The sequence below is a fragment of the Enterobacter sp. genome, from assembly GCF_977039595.1.
The window spans coordinates 56,989-75,949 of sequence record NZ_CDRQYH010000002.1 but is presented as its reverse complement, the minus strand read 5'-3'; the positions used below and the strand labels follow the sequence as shown (position 1 = coordinate 75,949).

The 18,961-nt window shown below is 55.0% G+C and carries 16 protein-coding genes; 2 read left to right on the top strand and 14 right to left on the bottom strand.

Annotated elements, in window-relative coordinates; translation table 11 throughout:
- Window positions 1–43: 43 nt before the first annotated feature.
- The 12 genes from nuoL to lrhA all read right to left on the bottom strand — a co-directional run bounded on the left by nuoL (window position 44) and on the right by lrhA (window position 13,483).
- Window positions 44–1,885 (bottom strand): NADH-quinone oxidoreductase subunit L, encoded by a 1,842-nt coding sequence (gene nuoL / locus ACWYRJ_RS01160; protein ID WP_023325763.1) that lies wholly within the window; start codon window positions 1,883–1,885, stop codon window positions 44–46.
- Window positions 1,882–2,184 carry an NADH-quinone oxidoreductase subunit NuoK gene (gene nuoK, locus ACWYRJ_RS01155; RefSeq protein ID WP_003861496.1) on the bottom strand — a complete coding sequence of 101 codons (303 nt, stop codon included), beginning with the start codon at window positions 2,182–2,184 and terminating at the stop codon, window positions 1,882–1,884. The genes nuoL and nuoK overlap by 4 nt, the downstream gene beginning before the upstream one ends.
- Complete coding sequence (nuoJ, locus tag ACWYRJ_RS01150; RefSeq protein WP_014170993.1) at window positions 2,181–2,735, bottom strand: NADH-quinone oxidoreductase subunit J; 555 nt, start codon at window positions 2,733–2,735, stop codon at window positions 2,181–2,183. Before nuoJ ends, nuoK begins: the two co-directional genes overlap by 4 nt.
- Window positions 2,736–2,745: 10 nt before the next feature.
- Window positions 2,746–3,288, bottom strand: a complete 543-nt coding sequence (nuoI, locus tag ACWYRJ_RS01145; RefSeq protein WP_003861491.1) for an NADH-quinone oxidoreductase subunit NuoI — start codon at window positions 3,286–3,288, stop codon at window positions 2,746–2,748.
- 13 nt (window positions 3,289–3,301) lie between these two features.
- Window positions 3,302–4,279, bottom strand: coding sequence for an NADH-quinone oxidoreductase subunit NuoH (nuoH, locus tag ACWYRJ_RS01140; RefSeq protein WP_008500211.1), 978 nt, complete (start codon window positions 4,277–4,279; stop codon window positions 3,302–3,304).
- Window positions 4,276–6,999 (bottom strand): NADH-quinone oxidoreductase subunit NuoG, encoded by a 2,724-nt coding sequence (gene nuoG, locus ACWYRJ_RS01135; RefSeq protein WP_455507268.1) that lies wholly within the window; start codon window positions 6,997–6,999, stop codon window positions 4,276–4,278. The genes nuoH and nuoG overlap by 4 nt, the downstream gene beginning before the upstream one ends.
- A 55-nt stretch (window positions 7,000–7,054) precedes the next feature.
- A complete protein-coding gene (gene nuoF / locus ACWYRJ_RS01130; RefSeq protein WP_008500209.1) occupies window positions 7,055–8,392 on the bottom strand; it encodes an NADH-quinone oxidoreductase subunit NuoF in 1,338 nt (445 codons plus the stop codon).
- Complete coding sequence (gene nuoE, locus ACWYRJ_RS01125; protein WP_006176513.1) at window positions 8,389–8,889, bottom strand: NADH-quinone oxidoreductase subunit NuoE; 501 nt, start codon at window positions 8,887–8,889, stop codon at window positions 8,389–8,391. The genes nuoF and nuoE overlap by 4 nt, the downstream gene beginning before the upstream one ends.
- A gap of 2 nt (window positions 8,890–8,891) precedes the next feature.
- A complete protein-coding gene (gene nuoC, locus ACWYRJ_RS01120; RefSeq protein ID WP_023312537.1) occupies window positions 8,892–10,694 on the bottom strand; it encodes an NADH-quinone oxidoreductase subunit C/D in 1,803 nt (600 codons plus the stop codon).
- Between the two features lie 89 nt (window positions 10,695–10,783).
- On the bottom strand, window positions 10,784–11,458 hold the full coding sequence (nuoB, locus tag ACWYRJ_RS01115) for an NADH-quinone oxidoreductase subunit NuoB (protein ID WP_003861482.1): 675 nt from the start codon (window positions 11,456–11,458) through the stop codon (window positions 10,784–10,786).
- 15 nt (window positions 11,459–11,473) lie between these two features.
- Window positions 11,474–11,914 (bottom strand): NADH-quinone oxidoreductase subunit NuoA, encoded by a 441-nt coding sequence (gene nuoA / locus ACWYRJ_RS01110; protein WP_014171000.1) that lies wholly within the window; start codon window positions 11,912–11,914, stop codon window positions 11,474–11,476.
- 630 nt (window positions 11,915–12,544) lie between these two features.
- Complete coding sequence (lrhA, locus tag ACWYRJ_RS01105) at window positions 12,545–13,483, bottom strand: transcriptional regulator LrhA (protein ID WP_111965271.1); 939 nt, start codon at window positions 13,481–13,483, stop codon at window positions 12,545–12,547.
- Between the two features lie 937 nt (window positions 13,484–14,420).
- Here lrhA and alaA point away from each other — a divergent pair.
- Window positions 14,421–15,635 carry an alanine transaminase AlaA gene (alaA, locus tag ACWYRJ_RS01100; RefSeq protein WP_008500204.1) on the top strand — a complete coding sequence of 405 codons (1,215 nt, stop codon included), beginning with the start codon at window positions 14,421–14,423 and terminating at the stop codon, window positions 15,633–15,635.
- A 94-nt stretch (window positions 15,636–15,729) separates the two neighbouring features.
- The gene (gene yfbR, locus ACWYRJ_RS01095; protein WP_010433329.1) at window positions 15,730–16,329 is read left to right on the top strand and encodes a 5'-deoxynucleotidase; all 600 of its coding nucleotides are present in this window, start codon (window positions 15,730–15,732) and stop codon (window positions 16,327–16,329) included.
- Between the two features lie 54 nt (window positions 16,330–16,383).
- On the opposite strand, the gene ACWYRJ_RS01090 is transcribed toward yfbR, so the two are convergent.
- Both ACWYRJ_RS01090 and ACWYRJ_RS01085 read right to left on the bottom strand, forming a co-directional pair.
- Window positions 16,384–18,216 (bottom strand): SLC13 family permease, encoded by a 1,833-nt coding sequence (locus ACWYRJ_RS01090; RefSeq protein WP_115875896.1) that lies wholly within the window; start codon window positions 18,214–18,216, stop codon window positions 16,384–16,386.
- A 75-nt stretch (window positions 18,217–18,291) separates the two neighbouring features.
- Window positions 18,292–18,951 carry a sugar phosphatase gene (locus ACWYRJ_RS01085; protein WP_455507267.1) on the bottom strand — a complete coding sequence of 220 codons (660 nt, stop codon included), beginning with the start codon at window positions 18,949–18,951 and terminating at the stop codon, window positions 18,292–18,294.
- Window positions 18,952–18,961: the final 10 nt, after the last annotated feature.

Here is an 18,961-nt window from a genome sequence, read left to right as displayed (position 1 = left end):
GGGGCCTGATTTTCAACGAATTCGAATAAAATTCACTTAACGATCAACGCAACACCATCAGCAGCGCCAGCACGACAACCGCACCGATGCTCATGGACGCCACATACCAGCGCAGGTAACCGTTCTCGCTGTACAGCAGGCCTTTACCTGCAAAGCGGGAAAGGATCGCCGGGATGTTCATCAAGCTGTTCAGCGGGTCGCGCTTCAGCAGCCACGCGATGCCCAGGAACGGCTTAACGAAGATCATGTCGTAGAGCCAGTCGAAGCCCCACGCGTTGTACCACCAGGTGCCCAGCAGGCGGCCCGGCGCACTGTTGGCCACGGCAGTGACCAGCGTACGTTTGCCCAGCCACAGCCATGCTGCGATCAGGATGCCCGCGATAGCGACCACACCGGAGGTGATTTCAAGCGTCAGAACGCGACCGTGCTCAAGCTCGGTGGTGTCCGGCAGTACGCCCTGCAGCGGTGGCACAATCATCGCGCCAACGAAGGTGGACAGTACCAGCAGCACAATCAGCGGCAGGTGATGGGTAATCCCCTTCCCTGCGTGAGCGTGAATTTGTTCTTTACCGTGGAATACGATGAAAATCATACGGAAGGTATACAGGGAGGTCATGAACGCACCGACCAGACCTGCAACCATCAGATTGATATGACCATTCGCCATGGCACCCGCAAGGATTTCGTCCTTACTGAAGAAGCCCGCGGTGATCAGCGGCAGTGCCGCCAGCGCCGCGCCGCCCACCAGGAAGCAGACATAAACCAGCGGAATGGACTTACGCAGTCCGCCCATCTTGAAGATGTTCTGCTCGTGGTGGCAGGCCAGAATCACGGAACCGGATGAGAGGAACAGCAGCGCTTTAAAGAACGCGTGCGTCATCAGGTGGAAAATGGCCGCGTCCCACGCCTGAACGCCCAGCGCCAGGAACATGTAACCAATCTGGCTCATGGTGGAATACGCGAGAACGCGCTTGATGTCGGTCTGCACCAGCGCGGCAAAGCCTGCCAGCACCAGCGTGACCGCACCGACGATACCCACCAGATGCAGAATTTCCGGGGTCATCAGGAACAGGCCATGGGTACGCGCAATCAGGTAAACACCGGCGGTTACCATGGTCGCAGCGTGGATCAGCGCGGAGACAGGGGTTGGACCCGCCATCGCGTCGGCCAGCCACGTCTGCAACGGCAGCTGCGCGGATTTACCCACGGCACCACCCAGCAGCATCAGCGTTGCCCACCACAGCATGTTGTTGCCTGCGGCGAAGTGCGCCGGCGCCAGTTCCACCATTTCGCGGAAGTTCAGCGTGCCCAGTTCGTTGTAAAGAATGAACAGCGCGAAAGCGAGGAAGACGTCACCCACGCGGGTCACGACGAATGCTTTCATGGCCGCTGCGCCATTCTTCGGATCGGTATAGTAGAAACCGATCAGCAGGTAAGAACACAGACCTACGCCTTCCCAGCCCAGATACATCAGCAGCAGGTTATCGGCCAGCACCAGAACCACCATGCTGGCGATAAACAGGTTGGTGTAGGCGAAGAAGCGGGAGTACCCCTCTTCACCGCGCATATACCAGGAGGCGAACATGTGGATCAGGAAGCCGACGCCGGTGACCACGGAGAGCATGGTCAGCGAGAGGCCGTCCAGCACCAGGTTGAAGCCGATGTTGAAATCACCGACCGACATCCAGGTCCACAGCGGCACGCTGAAAGGCTGACGCCCGTTGTTAAAGAAGTCGATACCCGCATACGCCGTCACCAGCGCAGCCAGGCCAACAGAGCCCATGCCGACGGTGGCAGACAGGTTCTCAGACCAGCGGCCGCGAGAAAACGCCAGCAGCACGAAGCCAATCAGCGGAAAAATAATGGTTAAGGCAAGCATGTTCATCCACGCAACTCACTTACTGAATCGATGTTCAGATTCTGGCGGCGACGATGGAGCTGCAGCAACAGCGCCAGGCCAATACTCGCTTCGGCAGCCGCGAGGCTGATGGCGAGAATGTACATCACCTGACCATCGGTCTGGCCCCAGTAGCTTCCGGCGACCACGAAGGCCAGCGCGGAGGCGTTAATCATGATTTCCAGCCCGATCAGCATAAACAGCAGATTGCGGCGGATAACCAGACCGGTCAGACCCAGAACGAATAAAATCGCAGCGAGGATCAGTCCATGTGTTAAGGGGATCATGCGCGCTCCTCCGTTTTTCTTTTCGCGCGGTCGTCAGTGCGGTTGCTCAGCAACTCGCCAGCACGCTCTTCGCGGCCAACGTGGAAAGCAACAACCAGACCTGCCAGCAGCAGCATTGAGGCCAGTTCAACCGCCAGAACGTATGGGCCAAAGAGCGTGATACCTACCTCTTTCGCGCCAATTGGCGTGCCGTCGATGCCCTGATCGTTAACACCCAGAATGGCGTACACGATCACCACCAGCATGATGGCCGACAAAATTGCCGGGCCGATCCACACCTGCGGTTTTAACCACTGACGTTCCTGCTCAATTTCAGAGCCGCCCAGGTTCAGCATCATCACCACGAACACGAAGAGCACCATGATGGCCCCGGCGTAGACGATGATTTCCAGCGCACCGGCGAAGTGCGCGCCCAGTGCGAAGAACACCCCGGAAATGGCCAGCAGCGAGATGATTAAGTACAGCAGCGCATGCACCGGATTGGTGTGCGTAATCACTCGCAGCGTAGCCAGGATGGCGATAAGGCCACAGATATAAAAAGCGAATTCCATTGCCCTCTCCTTACGGTAACAGGCTCTTGACGTCGATAGGCTTAGCTTCGTTCTCTGCTTCACCCTTATCTTTGCCGTCGATTGCCATACCCGCCATCCGGTAGAAGTTATATTCCGGGTATTTGCCCGGACCGGAAATCAGCAGATCCTCTTTCTCGTACACCAGGTCCTGACGCTTGTACTCACCCAGCTCGAAGTCTGGAGTCAGCTGAATCGCCGTGGTTGGGCACGCTTCTTCACACAGACCGCAGAAAATGCAGCGTGAGAAGTTGATGCGGAAGAACTCAGGGTACCAGCGGCCGTCTACCGTCTCGGCTTTCTGCAGAGAGATACAGCCTACCGGACACGCTACCGCACACAGGTTACAGGCAACGCAGCGCTCGGAACCGTCCGGGTCGCGCGTCAGCACGATACGGCCACGGTAGCGCGGCGGCAGATATACCGGCTCTTCCGGATACATCCGGGTTTCGCGTTTGGCAAACGCGTGCAGGCCGATCATCCAGATACTGCGTACCTGGGTACCGAAGCCTACCAGTAATTCTTTTAAGGTCATGGTCTATTGCCCCTTATGGCTGCTGCCAGAGAATGACAGCGGCCGTTACCAACAAGTTGACGAGCGTCAGCGGCAGGCACACTTTCCAGCCGAAGGACATTACCTGGTCATAACGCGGACGCGGTAACGCTGCGCGAATCAAAATGAACATCATCATGAAGAACGCGGTTTTCAGCGCGAACCAGATGAACGGCGGTAAGAACGGGCCATGCCAGCCACCGAAGAACAGCGTTACCATCAACGCGGAAATGGTGACGATACCGATATACTCGCCCACGAAGAACAGACCGAATTTCATACCGGAATATTCGATGTGGTAACCGTCGGCCAGTTCCTGTTCGGCTTCCGGCTGGTCAAACGGGTGACGGTGACACACCGCCACGCCCGCGATGGCAAAGGTAATAAACCCAAAGAACTGCGGAATAACGTTCCAGATGTCGGCCTGGTTGTTGACGATGTCGGTCATGTTGAATGAACCGGCCTGCGCCACCACGCCCATCAGGGAAAGCCCCAGGAACACTTCGTAGCTCAGGGTCTGCGCGGAAGCACGCATCGCACCCAGCAGCGAGTATTTATTGTTACTGGACCAGCCTGCGAACAGGACCGCGTAAACCGCGAGACCTGCCATCATCAGGAAGAACAGAATGCCGATGTTCAGGTCAGCGACCACCCAGGTCGGGCTGACCGGAACGATAGCAAACGCCAGCAGCAGCGAGGTGAAGGCGATCATCGGTGCCAGAGTAAAGATCACGCGATCCGAGAAGCGCGGGATCCAGTCCTCTTTAAAGAACATCTTGATCATATCCGCGACCAGCTGGAGTGAACCACCCCAGCCCACGCGGTTCGGTCCGTAACGGTTCTGGAACAGACCGAGCAGACGACGTTCACCAAAGCTCATGAACGCGCCGCAGGTGACCACCACCAGCAGGATAACAATCGCTTTCAGAATGCTCAGCAGGATGTCGATAAGATCCGGCGTTAACCAACTCATGCTTTTGCCTCCTGCAGATTATCAAGACGCGCACCCGCCAGAACCGGCGCGATGCCAGGCATACCCATCGGCAGACCGACCTGCCCTGCTGTCAGACTTTCGGAGACAATCAGCGGCAGGCTGATGGTCTGGCCGTCATAGCTAAAGGCGATGTTTGCACCCGCGTTAACGCCAAGCTTCGCGGCGTCCGCCGGGTTGAGCTTGATGTACGGCTGCGGCATACGGGTCTGGAAGACCGGTGAACGCTGGGACAGCTCGTCGCTACCGAACAGGTGGTAGTACGGGGCAATACGCCAGCTACCGTCCTGCGCCTGGAAGCTCGCCGGTACGGTGGTGAAGAAGTCCAGACCGGTTTCGGAGGCTTCAATCAGACGTACGCCCGGATCGCCGTGGCGCAGGGAGCCGCCCACTTCAGCCTGGAACTTGTTCCATGCCTGCGGGGAGTTCCAGCCCGGTGCCCATGCGAACGGGATTTGCGAACGCGGCGCAGACGGCTGGTTGTTCCCTTCCATAGAGAAAGCGAACATGGTGTCTTTATCCTGCGGCTGGCGCGGTTCGTGCACGCTAATGTTGGCACGCATCGCAGTACGGCCACTGTAACGGTGCGGTTCACGCGCCAGTTTCTGGCCGCGAATGCGGAAGCTTGCTTCAGGCGCGGCATCTTTAATGCCTGCCAGCTGAGGCAGTTTTTCGACTACCGCGTCGATAACGTGGTCGAGCTGCGTCCAGTCCACTTCACGGCTCTGCACGGTGCTGTGCAGGGAGTGCAGCCAGCGCCAGCTTTCCAGCATCACGGTGTTGCTGTCGTAGTACGCCGGGTCATAAACCTGGAAGAAACGCTGTGCGCGGCCTTCGTTGTTGATAACGGTACCGTCGCTTTCTGCGAAGCTTGCCGCAGAGAGCACCAGGTGCGCTTTGTCCATAATCGCGGTGCGCTGATGGTCAATGACCATCACCAGCGGGGCTTTGGAGAGCGCGGCGTCTACGCGAGCGGCAGAAGCATGACGATGCAGGTCGTTTTCCAGCACCACCACGGCGTCAGCGGCACCGGATTCCAGTTCGCTTAAGGCTTCTTCCAGCGAGCCGCCGCCAATCATGCCCAGACCAATGCTGTTCACCGCACGGGCAATCATGGTCACGCCGACGTCCGCACCACGGCCTTTCAGGGCTTTGGCAACGTTGGCTGCCGCCTGAATGATCTCTGCGCTACCGGCGTTGGTACCGGAAATAATCAGCGGCTTCTTCGCACCTGCCAGGGCCTGAACAATCACGTCGACCTTGTTTTGCAGGTCGCGATCCAGCTCAACGGCCGGTGAGCTGTTGTCCAGCGCGTGGGCAATAGCAAAGCCGAGGCGCGCCTGATCTTCAACCGGTGCGCAGTAGGTCCACGCGGCGATATCGTCCAGACGGGTGTTGTCGACGTTGGTCACAAACAGAGGATGCTTCGCGCGCTGGCCGATGTTCAGGATTGCCGCAATCTGCCAGTCAGCCACTTTCTGCGCCGCTGCCATTTCACGTGCTTTACCCTTCACCGCCTGGCGAACCGCCAGAGCCGCGCGTGCGCCGGTCTGCGTCAGGTCTTCACCCAGCACCAGGACCGCATCATAGGATTCGATTTCGCGCAGCGCAGGGGTATGGATACCGCCTTCACGCAGCACTTTCAGTACCAGCTGCAGACGTTCCTGCTCGCCCTGGGCGATACCGGTATAGAAGTTTTCCGCCCCAACCAGCTCGCGCAGGGCGAAGTTGCTTTCGATGCTGGCGCGCGGAGAGCCGATACCGATCACTTTCTTCGACTGGCGCAGAATGTCTGCCGCGCCCTGCATCGCCTGTTCAGCGTTCAGGGTAATGAAGTCGTCGCCACGGCGTTGAACCGGCTGACGCGGACGGTCCTTCAGGTTCACATAGCCATAGCCGAAACGACCGCGGTCGCAGAGGAAGTAGTGGTTAACGGTACCGTTGTAACGGTTTTCGATACGGCGCAGTTCGCCGTAACGCTCACCCGGGCTGGTGTTACAGCCGAGGGAACACTGCTGGCAGATGCTTGGCGCAAACTGCATGTCCCATTTACGGTTGTAACGCTCGGAGTGAGTTTTATCGGTAAAGACGCCGGTCGGGCAGATTTCTACCAGGTTACCGGAGAATTCGCTCTCCAGCACGCCGTCTTCCGGACGACCGAAGTAGACGTTGTCATGCGCGCCATACACGCCCAGATCCTGACCGTCTGCATAGTCTTTGTAGTAACGCACGCAGCGGTAGCAGGCGATGCAGCGGTTCATTTCGTGAGAGATGAACGGCCCCAGGTCCTGGTTACGGTGGGTACGCTTGGTAAAGCGATAGCGACGGAAGCTGTGACCAGTCATCACGGTCATATCCTGAAGGTGGCAGTTACCGCCCTCTTCACAGACCGGACAGTCGTGCGGGTGGTTGGTCATCAACCACTCCACCACGCTTTCGCGGAACTGTTTGGCTTCTTCGTCATCAATCGAAATAAAGGTGCCTTCGGTAGCTGGCGTCATACAGGACATCACCAGGCGACCACGCGTGTCTTCCGCGTTTTGATATTGCTTCACCGCACACTGGCGGCAAGCACCGACGCTGCCCAGCGCCGGATGCCAGCAAAAGTACGGAATATCGAGGCCAAGAGACAGACAAGCTTCCAGCAGGTTGTCCGCCCCGTTAACTTCGTATTCTTTGCCGTCTACATGAATCGTAGCCATTAGCATGCTTCCAGTTGGCTCGGTCGAAACCGAGCGTTAATCAAAATTCTTGTCGTTACCAGCGCGCTTTAAGCAGGTTCGGCTGAATCCCATTAATCGCATGGGTATTGCTGAACGGCTGCTTGATGCCTGCTTCGAACTCGTCGCGGAAATATTTGATCGCGCTCTGCAGAGGTTCGACGGCACCCGGTGCGTGGGCACAGAAGGTTTTACCCGGGCCTAAGAATCGACACAGTTGCTCAAGCGTCTCGATATCGCCAGGCTGGCCTTCGCCACGTTCGATTGCACGCAGGATCTTCACGCTCCACGGCAGACCATCACGGCACGGTGTGCACCAGCCGCAGGACTCACGGGCGAAGAACTCTTCCAGGTTACGCACCAGCGATACCATCCCGATCTCGTGGTCGACGGCCATCGCCAGCGCCGTACCCAGACGGCTGCCTGCTTTACCAATGCTTTCGAATTCCATCGGCAGGTCAAGGTGGGCTTCGGTCAGGAAGTCTGTCCCTGCCCCACCCGGCTGCCAGGCTTTGAATTTCAGGCCATCACGCATGCCGCCAGCGTAGTCTTCAAGAATTTCACGTGCGGTGGTACCGAACGGCAGCTCCCAGACGCCAGGATTTTTAACGCGACCGGAGAAGCCCATCAGCTTGGTACCGGCATCTTTGCTTGAGGAGATGCCCTGATACCACTCCACGCCGTTGGCGAGGATAGCCGGAACGTTACACAGGGTTTCGACGTTGTTTACGCAGGTCGGTTTACCCCATACGCCGGAGCTTGCCGGGAACGGTGGCTTGGAACGCGGGTTCGCGCGGCGGCCTTCCAGGGAGTTAATCAGCGCGGTTTCTTCACCGCAGATATAACGCCCGGCGCCGGTGTGCACGAACAGTTCGAAGTCAAACCCGGTGCCCAGGATGTTTTTACCCAACAGGCCCGCTTCGGTGGCTTCGGCAATCGCGCGACGCAGGTTTTCTGCCGCTTCGATGTACTCACCGCGCAGGAAGATGTAGCCACGGTACGCTTTCAGCGCGAACGCGGAAATCAGCATGCCTTCCACCAGCAGGTGCGGCAGCTGCTCCATCAGCAGACGGTCTTTATAGGTACCCGGCTCCATTTCATCGGCGTTACACAGCAGGTAACGGATGTTCATGGATTCGTCTTTTGGCATCAGGCTCCACTTCAGACCGGTGGAGAAGCCCGCGCCGCCGCGGCCTTTCAGGCCAGACTCTTTTACCGCGTTAACGATGTCGTCCGGCGCCATGCCGCCCAGGGCTTTACGCGCACCGGCATAGCCGTTTTTGCTCTGATATTCGTCGAGCCATACCGGCTGTTTGTCATCACGCAGACGCCAGGTCAGCGGATGCGTCTCAGCAGTACGAATTACAGTTTTCATTTGTACTGCTCCAGCAGGTCAGGAATCGCTTCCGGCGTCAGATGGCTGTGAGTGTCCTCATCAATCATCATGGTCGGCCCCTTGTCGCAGTTACCCAGGCAGCAGGTTGGCAGCAGCGTAAAGCGGCCGTCAAACGTGGTCTGGCCCGGCTTGATATTGAGCTTCTTCTCAATCGCAGCCTGGATGCCCTGATAACCGGTGATGTGGCAGACAACGCTGTCACAGTAGCGGATCACATGGCGGCCAACCGGCTGACGGAAGATCTGGCTGTAGAACGTGGCGACGCCTTCTACGTCGCTTGCCGGAATACCCAGCACTTTTGCGATCTCATAGATCGCCCCGTCCGGCACCCAACCACGCTGTTTCTGTACGATTTTCAGCGCTTCAATGGACGCCGCACGCGGGTCTTCGTAGTGGTGCATCTCGTGCTCAATGGCGGCACGTTCTGCTTCACTCAGCTCAAAAGCCTCGGTTTGTGGTTGTTGATTCTCGTGCATAATTAGCGGTCCACATCTGACATAACAAAATCGATACTACCCAGATACACAATCAGGTCAGAGACCAGACTGCCGCGGATGGCGGACGGGATCTGCTGCAGGTGCGCAAAGCTCGGCGTACGCACGCGGGTACGGTAGCTCATGGTGCTGCCGTCACTGGTCAGGTAGTAACTGTTAATACCCTTGGTCGCTTCAATCATCTGGAAGGATTCTTGCGCCGGCATGACCGGCCCCCAGGAAACCTGCAGGAAGTGGGTGATCAGGGTTTCGATATGTTGCAGCGTGCGCTCTTTCGGCGGTGGCGTCGTCAGCGGGTGATCCGCCTTGAACGGGCCTTCCGGCATGTTGTTGAGGCACTGCTCAAGGATGCGCAGACTCTGGCGCAGCTCTTCCACTTTAAGCATCACGCGGGTGTAGCAGTCGGAAACACCGCCGCCCACCGGGACTTCAAAGTCGAAGTTCTCGTAGCCAGAGTAAGGACGGGCTTTACGCACGTCGAAATCAATACCGGTCGCACGCAGACCTGCACCTGTTGTCCCCCACTCCAGCGCTTCTTTCGCGCCGTAGGCAGCAACGCCCTGGGAACGGCCTTTCAGGATGGTGTTACGCAGCGCGGCTTTCTCATAAGACGCCAGACGTTTTGGCATCCAGTCGAGGAACTCACGCAGCAAACGGTCCCAGCCGCGAGGCAGATCGTGTGCCACACCGCCGATACGGAACCAGGCCGGGTGCATACGGAAACCGGTAATGGCTTCTACCAGATCGTAGATTTTCTGACGGTCGGTAAAGGCGAAGAAGACCGGGGTCATCGCGCCGACGTCCTGAATGAACGTGGAGATGTACAGCAGGTGGCTGTTGATACGGAACAGTTCTGACAGCATAACGCGAATCACGTTAACGCGATCCGGCGTAACGATACCCGCCAGTTTCTCAACGGCCAGCACGTATGGCATTTCGTTGACGCAGCCGCCAAGGTACTCGATACGGTCGGTATACGGAATGTAGCTGTGCCAGGACTGACGCTCGCCCATCTTCTCAGCACCACGGTGGTGGTAGCCGATGTCCGGAACGCAGTCGACAATCTCTTCGCCATCAAGCTGAAGAATAATACGGAATGCACCGTGCGCAGACGGGTGGTTCGGACCGAGGTTAAGGAACATGAAGTCCTCGTTGTCGGTACCGCGCTTCATGCCCCAGTCTTCCGGTTTGAAGGTCAGCGCTTCCATCTCCAGATCCTGCTTCGCTTTAGTCAGCTCAAACGGATCGAATTCGGTTGCACGTGCCGGGTAGTCTTTACGCAGCGGGTGGCCGGTCCAGGTCTGCGGCATCATGATGCGAGTCAGATGCGGGTGGCCGTCGAAGGTCATGCCGAACATTTCCCAGGTTTCACGCTCATACCAGTTCGCGTTCGGGAAAAGTTTGGTGATTGTCGGCAGATGCATGTCGTTTTCAGACAATGCCACCTTGAGCATGATATCCGTATTACGGTCTATTGAGATCAGGTGGTAGAAAACGGAAAAGTCCGCAGCAGGGAGCCCCTGGCGGTGGGTACGCAGACGTTCATCCATGCCGTGTAAGTCAAACAGCATGACGTATGGTTTTGGCAATTTCTTGAGGAAATCGACAACTTCCAGCAATTGCTCACGCTTCACCCAAACAACGGGTACCCCGGTGCGGGTAGCCTGAACAGTAAAGGCATCCGGCCCAAAACGGTTGCGCAGTTCGCCAATGACTGGGTCATCCAGATGATCCCGGGTCTGCCAGGCGGCTTCTTGCGCGGTTAAGTCGGTCATATTGTTCACCATTGCAAATGGTCCGTGGTGACTGTTGAGCCTGGCTTCGCGCTATTTGAGTAGTGATATGCGAAGGTGTTCTCCAGGCCTACAGGCGCAATTTAAATTTCGTCAGGCGTACGCAGATTGGTGACGGCAATACGTTCACCACGTTTACGCTCGCGCTCAGACTGCATGTTCGCGCGATACACACCCTGATCGCCAACAACCCACGACAGTGGGCGACGTTCTTTACCGATAGACTCCTGCAGCAGCATTAATGCCTGCATGTAAGCTTCCGGACGTGGCGGGCAACCCGGGATGTACACATCCACTGGGATAAATTTATCTACGCCCTGTACGACGGAATAGATGTCGTACATACCGCCAGAGTTAGCACATGCCCCCATGGAGATAACCCATTTAGGCTCCAGCATCTGGTCATAAAGACGCTGAATAACAGGTGCCATTTTGGTAAAGCACGTACCGGCTACCACCATCAGGTCAGCCTGACGTGGGGAAGCACGCAGTACCTCTGCCCCAAAACGCGCAACGTCATGCACCGCAGTGAATGACGTCACCATTTCAACGTAGCAGCAAGAAAGGCCAAAGTTGTAAGGCCAGATGGAGTTCTTACGACCCCAGTTGACCATATCGTGCATGGCATGTTCGAGTTTGCCCATGTACACGCTTTTATTGACTTCTTGCTCCAGGGGGTCGGTTACGATCTCCTGTTTTTGCAGGGGGTAACGGTCATTCTCACCGTTAGGATCTATGCGGGTGAGCGTATAATCCATCTTATTGCCTCGCTGTTACTGCTGACGATTAGAGATACTGTTTTCCGGGTTGATGTGTTCACGACGTGAACGCGCAGGCGTCCAGTCAAGCGCGCCAATACGCACCAGATAAACCAGACCGGCCAGTAGCACTAAAATGAAAATTGCGGCCTCGACAAAGCCCACCCAACCACTTTCGCGGATGGACGTTGACCATGCGAAAAGGTAAAGCGCTTCCACGTCGAAGATGACGAAGAACATGGCTACCAGATAGAACTTGGCAGACAGGCGTAAGCGAGCGGAACCTACTGAATCAATACCTGATTCGAAAGGTGTGTTTTTGTGCCTTGCACGGGCGCGACCGCCCAGGAACCAGCCGCCGACTAACATCAGGCAGCACAGGCCAATGGCTACAATAAGAAAGATTGCGAATGCCCAGTGATGAGCGATGACTTCTGTGGATGTTGACATACTCATTGCTTACTCATCAAAAGTGATACCAACGACACTGCTCTTGCTGGCAGATGGGCATCACATCGATTCATGGGGAGGAACAAATAACCTTACACTAACTGTCAGAAATGAGACGTAGACAGCAAAATGATGGGGTTTTTTACTCCTTTCTATAACCTATTGTCAACTTTAACAAAGGTTTCTTCACATTAAATTACATCGAGCGATTCTCATTAACATTTGGTGCCCTTTAACCCTGGTGGGTGCATGACTTTCCGTCAAATGTATGTTGTTGAATCGTGTCCGTTTCGGAAGTAAAAAAAATAACCCTCCTATTTTGACAGGATTTGCCAACGATTCCTCCCCCCAAATAGGAGTATTTTCTTGATCTGTGACACGCTTTTGTTAATTCAACCAGGAAAACGGCAACATATTTCCTGTTTTTTTAACATGAGAGGGATATGGATGAAGTTAGAACGGAAAACGGACAATATGTAAGCAAAATCATTTAGCTGATTGATAAATAGAGAGTATCCTGAAAATCCATATGCTATAAGCGGATATTATTGCTAAAAAAAAGCCACTGCATGCGAAAATCACACGAGTGGCCTTTTTTTACACTTACATTTTGTTACCAGAATTTTGAGCTGGCGATCACTCAAAATCCCCTTCAACGATCAGGGAATCATCCCCCCCTTCGGAGGTAACGCGCTCGAACTGCCACGGGTTATGGTAGTTTTCCATCGCGTCGAACACCACCTTTGCCAGCTCGTTATGGCTGGACGAATTGTGGCAGAGCAGATATTCCGTATCCGGCAGCGCAGGCAGGCCATCGGATTTTCCCAGAACGCGCAGATCGGGGCTCATCATCTCTACCGGACGCGCCGTTACACCCAGACCGGCCTTCACGGCTGCACGGACCGCTGGCAACGTGGAAGCCACATACGCCAGACGCCACGGAATGTTGGCCTCATTCAGCGCCGTGAGCACCATATCGCGGAACGGGCTCGGATCATCAAGCAAGACCAGCGGAACCGGTTCCCCTTTTTGCAGCACGTATTCGGCTGCGCAATACCAGTGCGTAGGCGATGTACGCAGCGTCAGGCAATCAAACTGCCCGGGACGATGCGTAGTCACCACCAGGTCGACTTTATTCTCATTTAACATCTCAACCATAAAAGCATTACGCTTTACGCTAACGTCCAGTGCAAGCTTCGGATAAACCGAACTAATACGGTTGAGAAGAAACGGCAATATTGTATCCGCTGACTCATCAGATGCGCCTAACGTTAGCACCCCTTGTAGGTTGCTAAACATTAATGACATACATGCTTCATCATTAAAGCGAAGAATTTTCCTGGCATAACCCAGAAGCTGAATACCGTGTTCCGTTAAGAGCTTATTACGCCCATGACGCGCAAAAAGCTCTTTACCAACCAGTTGCTCCAGCCGCTGCATTTGCTGGCTGACGGCGGACTGAGTTCGGCAAACGGCGGCAGCAGCTGCTGCAAAAGTGTTGAGATCGGCGACCGCAACAAACGTTCTCAGCAGATCGAGGTCGAGATTCATTATCGGACGATTTGCATTTATCATATCTATTCACTTTCAGGTTGCTCGTGCGGAGCTGCCCGGGTTGAAGCTGTGTGTAACAGTTAAGCAATTCCCTCTGAAGGTTTTCCCTCGCATCCCGGCCCGGCAGACTGCCTGACAGATAGTTATTGTGCTGCTTTATATCAACAGTCAGAAAGCACGTTTCATGACGTTATTTTTATTCTCTTAAACGTTCAGGATATTTAGATGTTCGCAGGTTTATGTAAATTACATTAAAGGTATAACACCTTTTCTGCCATCTTTATCGCAGCGCTGTCAACGTAGCAGGAGATGTTCGACACATTCCAGCCAGAGATAACTCCAACAATAACAATCAATTAATTCGGAAAATCAGTTACAGATATACAAAAGCCGTGTATCTGCCCCCTGCTTTCCTGTAAGACATCTTAACCCAAATCCACTTTATTTATAAGTCTTATTGCAATATTGAGGATTAAAGAAGAATGTTAAGCTTCTAAACTAATTTTATTAAAATTAACTAAAGTTGCATTTTATAGGTTAATAATAAATAAATTTTAATTTAGATTAAGACCATTCATTAATGGCACTTAACATTAATTTCACATGAGTAACTTTTAGCCACATTATGCTTTTACAGGAACATTCCTCAAGCATTCAGGATTTACGAAAAGTCACTCAGGGTGATTGCTACCGTCGTCCGGCTCACCACTTATTTTATTCAGCACAATATACAGTATTTTGACAAATTAATAGCACATTCGCCCCATCCTGGTACCGTAAGTGCAACTTTAAGCCAGTATAAAAGCGAATGTGCAGCGAAAAAGATTTATCAATTTTTTGCTGCCGGCACAAAATCTTCTACTGCACACCCTTCAAAACGAAGCGAGGGGGGAGTACATTATTCCGTGCTGACTTCCACGGCAGGGAGCGGCAATAATAGCGAAAAGGTTAAAGGTTCATGTCCCCTATCGAAAAATCCAGCAAGCTAGATAACGTCTGTTATGACATCCGCGGCCCGGTTCTGAAAGAGGCAAAACGCCTTGAAGAAGAGGGCAACAAGGTTCTGAAACTCAACATTGGTAACCCTGCGCCATTTGGTTTTGAAGCGCCGGATGAAATTCTGGTTGATGTGATCCGCAACCTTCCTACTGCACAAGGCTATTGCGATTCAAAAGGACTTTACTCCGCACGTAAGGCCATCATGCAGCATTACCAGGCACGCGGCATGCGTGATGTTACCGTTGAAGATATTTATATTGGCAACGGCGTCTCCGAACTGATCGTGCAGGCGATGCAGGCACTGCTGAACAGCGGGGACGAAATGCTGGTTCCCGCACCGGACTATCCGCTGTGGACGGCTGCAGTATCCCTGTCCAGCGGTAAGGCCGTGCACTATCTTTGCGACGAGTCCTCCGACTGGTTCCCTGACCTCGATGATATTCGTGCAAAAATTACGCCCCGCACGCGCGGTATCGTCATTATTAACCCGAACAACCCGACGGGCGCGGTCTACTCAAAAGAGCTGCTGATGGAGATAGTCGAGCTCGCCCGCCAGCACAACCTGATCATCTTCGCCGACGAAATTTACGACAAGATTCTGTACGACGCGGCGCAGCACCACTCAATCGCCGCGCTGGCCCCGGACCTGCTCACCGTCACCTTTAACGGCCTGTCCAAAACCTACCGCGTGGCCGGTTTCCGTCAGGGCTGGATGGTACTGAACGGTCCGAAAAAGCACGCCAAAGGCTATATTGAAGGGCTGGAGATGCTGGCTTCCATGCGTTTATGCGCCAACGTTCCGGCACAGCACGCAATCCAGACGGCGCTGGGTGGTTATCAGAGCATTAGCGAGTTTATCGTGCCCGGTGGTCGCCTGTACGAACAGCGTAACCGCGCGTGGGAGCTGATCAACGATATTCCGGGGGTTTCCTGCGTGAAGCCGAATGGGGCGCTCTATATGTTCCCGAAAATTGACGCGAAGCGCTTCAATATTCACGATGATCAGAAAATGGTGCTTGATTTCCTGCTGCAGGAAAAAGTGCTGCTGGTCCAGGGCACGGCGTTTAACTGGCCGTGGCCGGATCATGTGCGCATCGTGACGCTGCCGCGCGAAGATGACCTCGAAATGGCCATCAGCCGCTTTGGTCGCTTCCTCTCTGGTTACCATCAGTAATCTTAAAATCAGGCTACTTCGGTAGCCTGATTTGCATCTTCCCTCCCCTCCCCGCACAATGAACGCCTGTCGCAGTGAAGACAAAAGGTATCCTATGAGTCAGAGTCATTTCTTTGCCCACCTCTCCCGCCTGAAACTCATCAACCGCTGGCCGCTGATGCGCAACGTGCGCACAGAGAACGTGTCAGAGCACAGCCTGCAGGTTGCCATGGTCGCTCACGCGCTGGCCGCCATTAAAAACCGCAAATTCAACGGTCAGGTCAATGCAGAGCGCATCGCCCTGCTGGCGATGTACCACGATGCGTCAGAAGTGCTGACCGGCGACCTGCCTACTCCGGTGAAATATTTCAACTCGCAAATTGCGCAGGAATATAAGGCCATCGAGAAGATTGCCCAGCAGAAGCTGATCGACATGGTGCCGGATGAGTTGCGCGACATCTTTGAGCCGCTCATCGATGAGCATCAGTACACGGAAGATGAAAAGTCGCTGGTCAAACAGGCCGACGCGCTCTGCGCCTATCTGAAGTGTCTCGAAGAGTTGTCCGCAGGGAATAACGAATTTTTACTGGCAAAAACGCGCCTGGAAAAAACGCTGGAATCCCGCCGCAGCGAAGAGATGGATTATTTTATGCAGGTGTTCGTACCGAGCTTCCATTTATCGTTGGATGAGATCAGTCAGGATTCGCCGTTGTAATTTTTCGCCGGGTGGCGGCTTCGCCTTACCCGGCCTACGTTTCTGCACTCACGCTTAAAACGGGAACAGGACCGGTATCAATACCACGCACACCACCATCACCAGCACGGTGAACGGCACGCCCAGCTTCACGAAATCGCTGAACTTATAGTTCCCGGGCCCGAGCACCAGCGTGTTCACCGGTGAAGAGACCGGCGTCATAAATGCCGCGGAAGCGGCCATCGCCACCATCATCGCAAACGGGTACGGCGATACGCCCATGGACTTTGCCATCGCCAGCGCGATAGGCGCCATCAGTACCGCCGTCGCGGTATTCGAGATAAACAGACCGATGGTGGCGCACATGATAAATAAACAGACCATCATCATGTACGGCCCATACCCGCCGCCAACGTCCATTAAGCCTTTAACGATCAGATCCACGCCACCGGTTTTTTGCAACGCCAGGGCGAAAGGCATCATCCCGACGATGAGAATAATGCTCGGCCAGTGAACGGCTTTATAGGCGCTTTCGGCGTCAATACAGCGGAATTTACCCATCAACAGGCAGGCGATGATTGCCGCGACCGGATTGGGAATTTCATCGGTCAGCATCAGCGCCACCATCAGCACCAGACAAAAAATAGCGTGAGGTGCCTGGCTGTGCGCAGGCGACGCGTCGCTCTCCTCAACAGGCATGTTGAGCACCACAAAATCACGCCCTTTTTGCCCGAGCTGGCTTATCAGCTTCCAGTTACCGACAACCAGGAAGATGTCGCCCAGCAGGATCGGCTCATCGACTACCGCCCCTTCCATCGCCACTCCATCGCGCTTCAGCCCCACGACGTTAAGGCCATAGCGGGTACGGAATCCCATTTCCCGCACGGTTTTACCTAACAGTTCCGACTCCGGGATTAGCGATACCTCGGCCATGCCGACATCCAGCGCCTGATCGGAGAAATACTCCCCGCGAAGCACCATAGGTTCCAGCAGCTGTTCGCTGCAAAAATCGCGCAGATCCACGTCCGCGGTGGACATATCAATCAGCAGGACGTCACGCGCGCGGAATTCCGACACCCCGTTGACGTTAACGATCACTCGACGAAAACGTCGCCAGCGCTCTACGCCAATCACATTCGCGCCATAGCGCTCACGCAGTTTCAGATCATCAAGCCGCTGCCCAACCATCGGCGATCCGGGGCGAATAGCCAGACGGCGCGCGCGCCCGGTAAGGCGGTACTCTTTAATCAAATCGCGGAAGGTGCGTCGCTTCCATCCTTCTTTATTTTTGTCCTGTTTTTCACCTTTAAGGGCAAAACGGGTCAGCAGCATGTAGACCACGCCCATTACAAGAATAACCAGCCCAAGCGGGGTGACGCTGAAAAAACTGAAGCCCTCAAATCCTTCCCGGATCAGCTCGCTGTTGACGACCAGGTTCGGCGGCGTTGCCACCAGCGTCATCATTCCGCTGATCAAACCGGCGAAACTCAGGGGCATCATCAGGCGCGACGGCGAGCTCTGCATCCGCATGGAAACGCTCAGCACCACCGGGATAAAGATGGCGACCACGCCCGTGGAGCTCATAAACGCCCCCAGTCCGGCGACGGTCACCATCAGGTAGATCAGCATTTTGGTTTCGCTGCTGCCCGCCACTTTCACTAGCCACGACCCCACAATGGTCGCCACGCCGGTGCGCACCAGCCCATCACCAATAATAAACAGGGCTGCAATCAGGATAACGTTGGGATCGCTAAACCCGGAGAAGGCTTCCGGCAGCGTGAGCGTACCGCTCAGCACAAACGCGACGATGACAAACAAGGCGACGGCGTCCATGCGTACCTTGCCCGTTGCAAAAAGAAGGATGGCGATTAAAAGCAGGCTCAGGACCCAAATCAGTTCACCGTTCACAACATGTCCTTGTCAGTGGGAGATGAGAAATTTTGCCATAAAAAAGCCCCATCAGCGTGGGGCTATATCATGGGTTTACATTTTTAGCGAGAGGGTTACAACACCATCAGAGGCTTTCGAAACAGCCAGTGCCGTCAGTGAATCGAGCACCAAATCTGCCTCCTCCAGGCGGGGAGATCCCGCCGGAACGTTAACGGCGATGACGTGGCTCCCTGCGTTCAGCCCGGCCAGTACGCCAGCCGCCGCATCTTCCACCACCACGCACTCTGCCGGGTCGAGGCCCAGCAGTTCAGCGCCCAGTAAAAATGCATCAGGTTCCGGTTTACCCCGCTTCACGCGCTCCGCCGTAATAAACACGTCAGGCGTCGGCAACCCTGCCGCCTTGTGTCGGGCGTGGGCAACCGGTACGGAACCGGAGGTGACGATAGCCCACGGGATCTGCGCCTCGTTCAAATGCTCAAGCAGTTCGCGCGCGCCTGGTAATGCGGTGATGCCGTCAGTATCGGTGGCTTCAATATGCTCCAGGTATTTGAACTCCGCCTGAATTTCGTCCTCAGTGCGTCCGGCCAGGAAGTGCCGTAGCGAGGTAATGGCCTGTTTGCCATGGATAAAATTCAACACGTCCTGATGGTCGATGCCATGTCTGTCAGCCCAATGGCACCATGAACGCTCCACAACCGGCAGCGAGTCCACCAGCGTACCGTCCAGATCAAACAGAAAACCTCTACACTGCACACGCACCTCC

Bases quoted from the DNA above. Each gene is read 5' to 3' on its own strand.
- nuoK (WP_003861496.1), bottom strand. From the start codon at position 2,184: ATGATCCCCTTAACACATGGACTGATCCTCGCTGCGATTTTATTCGTT.
- nuoJ (WP_014170993.1), bottom strand. From the start codon at position 2,735: ATGGAATTCGCTTTTTATATCTGTGGCCTTATCGCCATCCTGGCTACG.
- nuoI (WP_003861491.1), bottom strand. From the start codon at position 3,288: ATGACCTTAAAAGAATTACTGGTAGGCTTCGGTACCCAGGTACGCAGT.
- nuoH (WP_008500211.1), bottom strand. From the start codon at position 4,279: ATGAGTTGGTTAACGCCGGATCTTATCGACATCCTGCTGAGCATTCTG.
- nuoG (WP_455507268.1), bottom strand. From the start codon at position 6,999: ATGGCTACGATTCATGTAGACGGCAAAGAATACGAAGTTAACGGGGCG.
- nuoC (WP_023312537.1), bottom strand. From the start codon at position 10,694: ATGGTGAACAATATGACCGACTTAACCGCGCAAGAAGCCGCCTGGCAG.
- nuoF (WP_008500209.1), bottom strand. From the start codon at position 8,392: ATGAAAACTGTAATTCGTACTGCTGAGACGCATCCGCTGACCTGGCGT.
- nuoE (WP_006176513.1), bottom strand. From the start codon at position 8,889: ATGCACGAGAATCAACAACCACAAACCGAGGCTTTTGAGCTGAGTGAA.
- nuoB (WP_003861482.1), bottom strand. From the start codon at position 11,458: ATGGATTATACGCTCACCCGCATAGATCCTAACGGTGAGAATGACCGT.
- alaA (WP_008500204.1), top strand. From the start codon at position 14,421: ATGTCCCCTATCGAAAAATCCAGCAAGCTAGATAACGTCTGTTATGAC.
- nuoL (WP_023325763.1), bottom strand. From the start codon at position 1,885: ATGAACATGCTTGCCTTAACCATTATTTTTCCGCTGATTGGCTTCGTG.
- yfbR (WP_010433329.1), top strand. From the start codon at position 15,730: ATGAGTCAGAGTCATTTCTTTGCCCACCTCTCCCGCCTGAAACTCATC.
- lrhA (WP_111965271.1), bottom strand. From the start codon at position 13,483: ATGATAAATGCAAATCGTCCGATAATGAATCTCGACCTCGATCTGCTG.
- nuoA (WP_014171000.1), bottom strand. From the start codon at position 11,914: ATGAGTATGTCAACATCCACAGAAGTCATCGCTCATCACTGGGCATTC.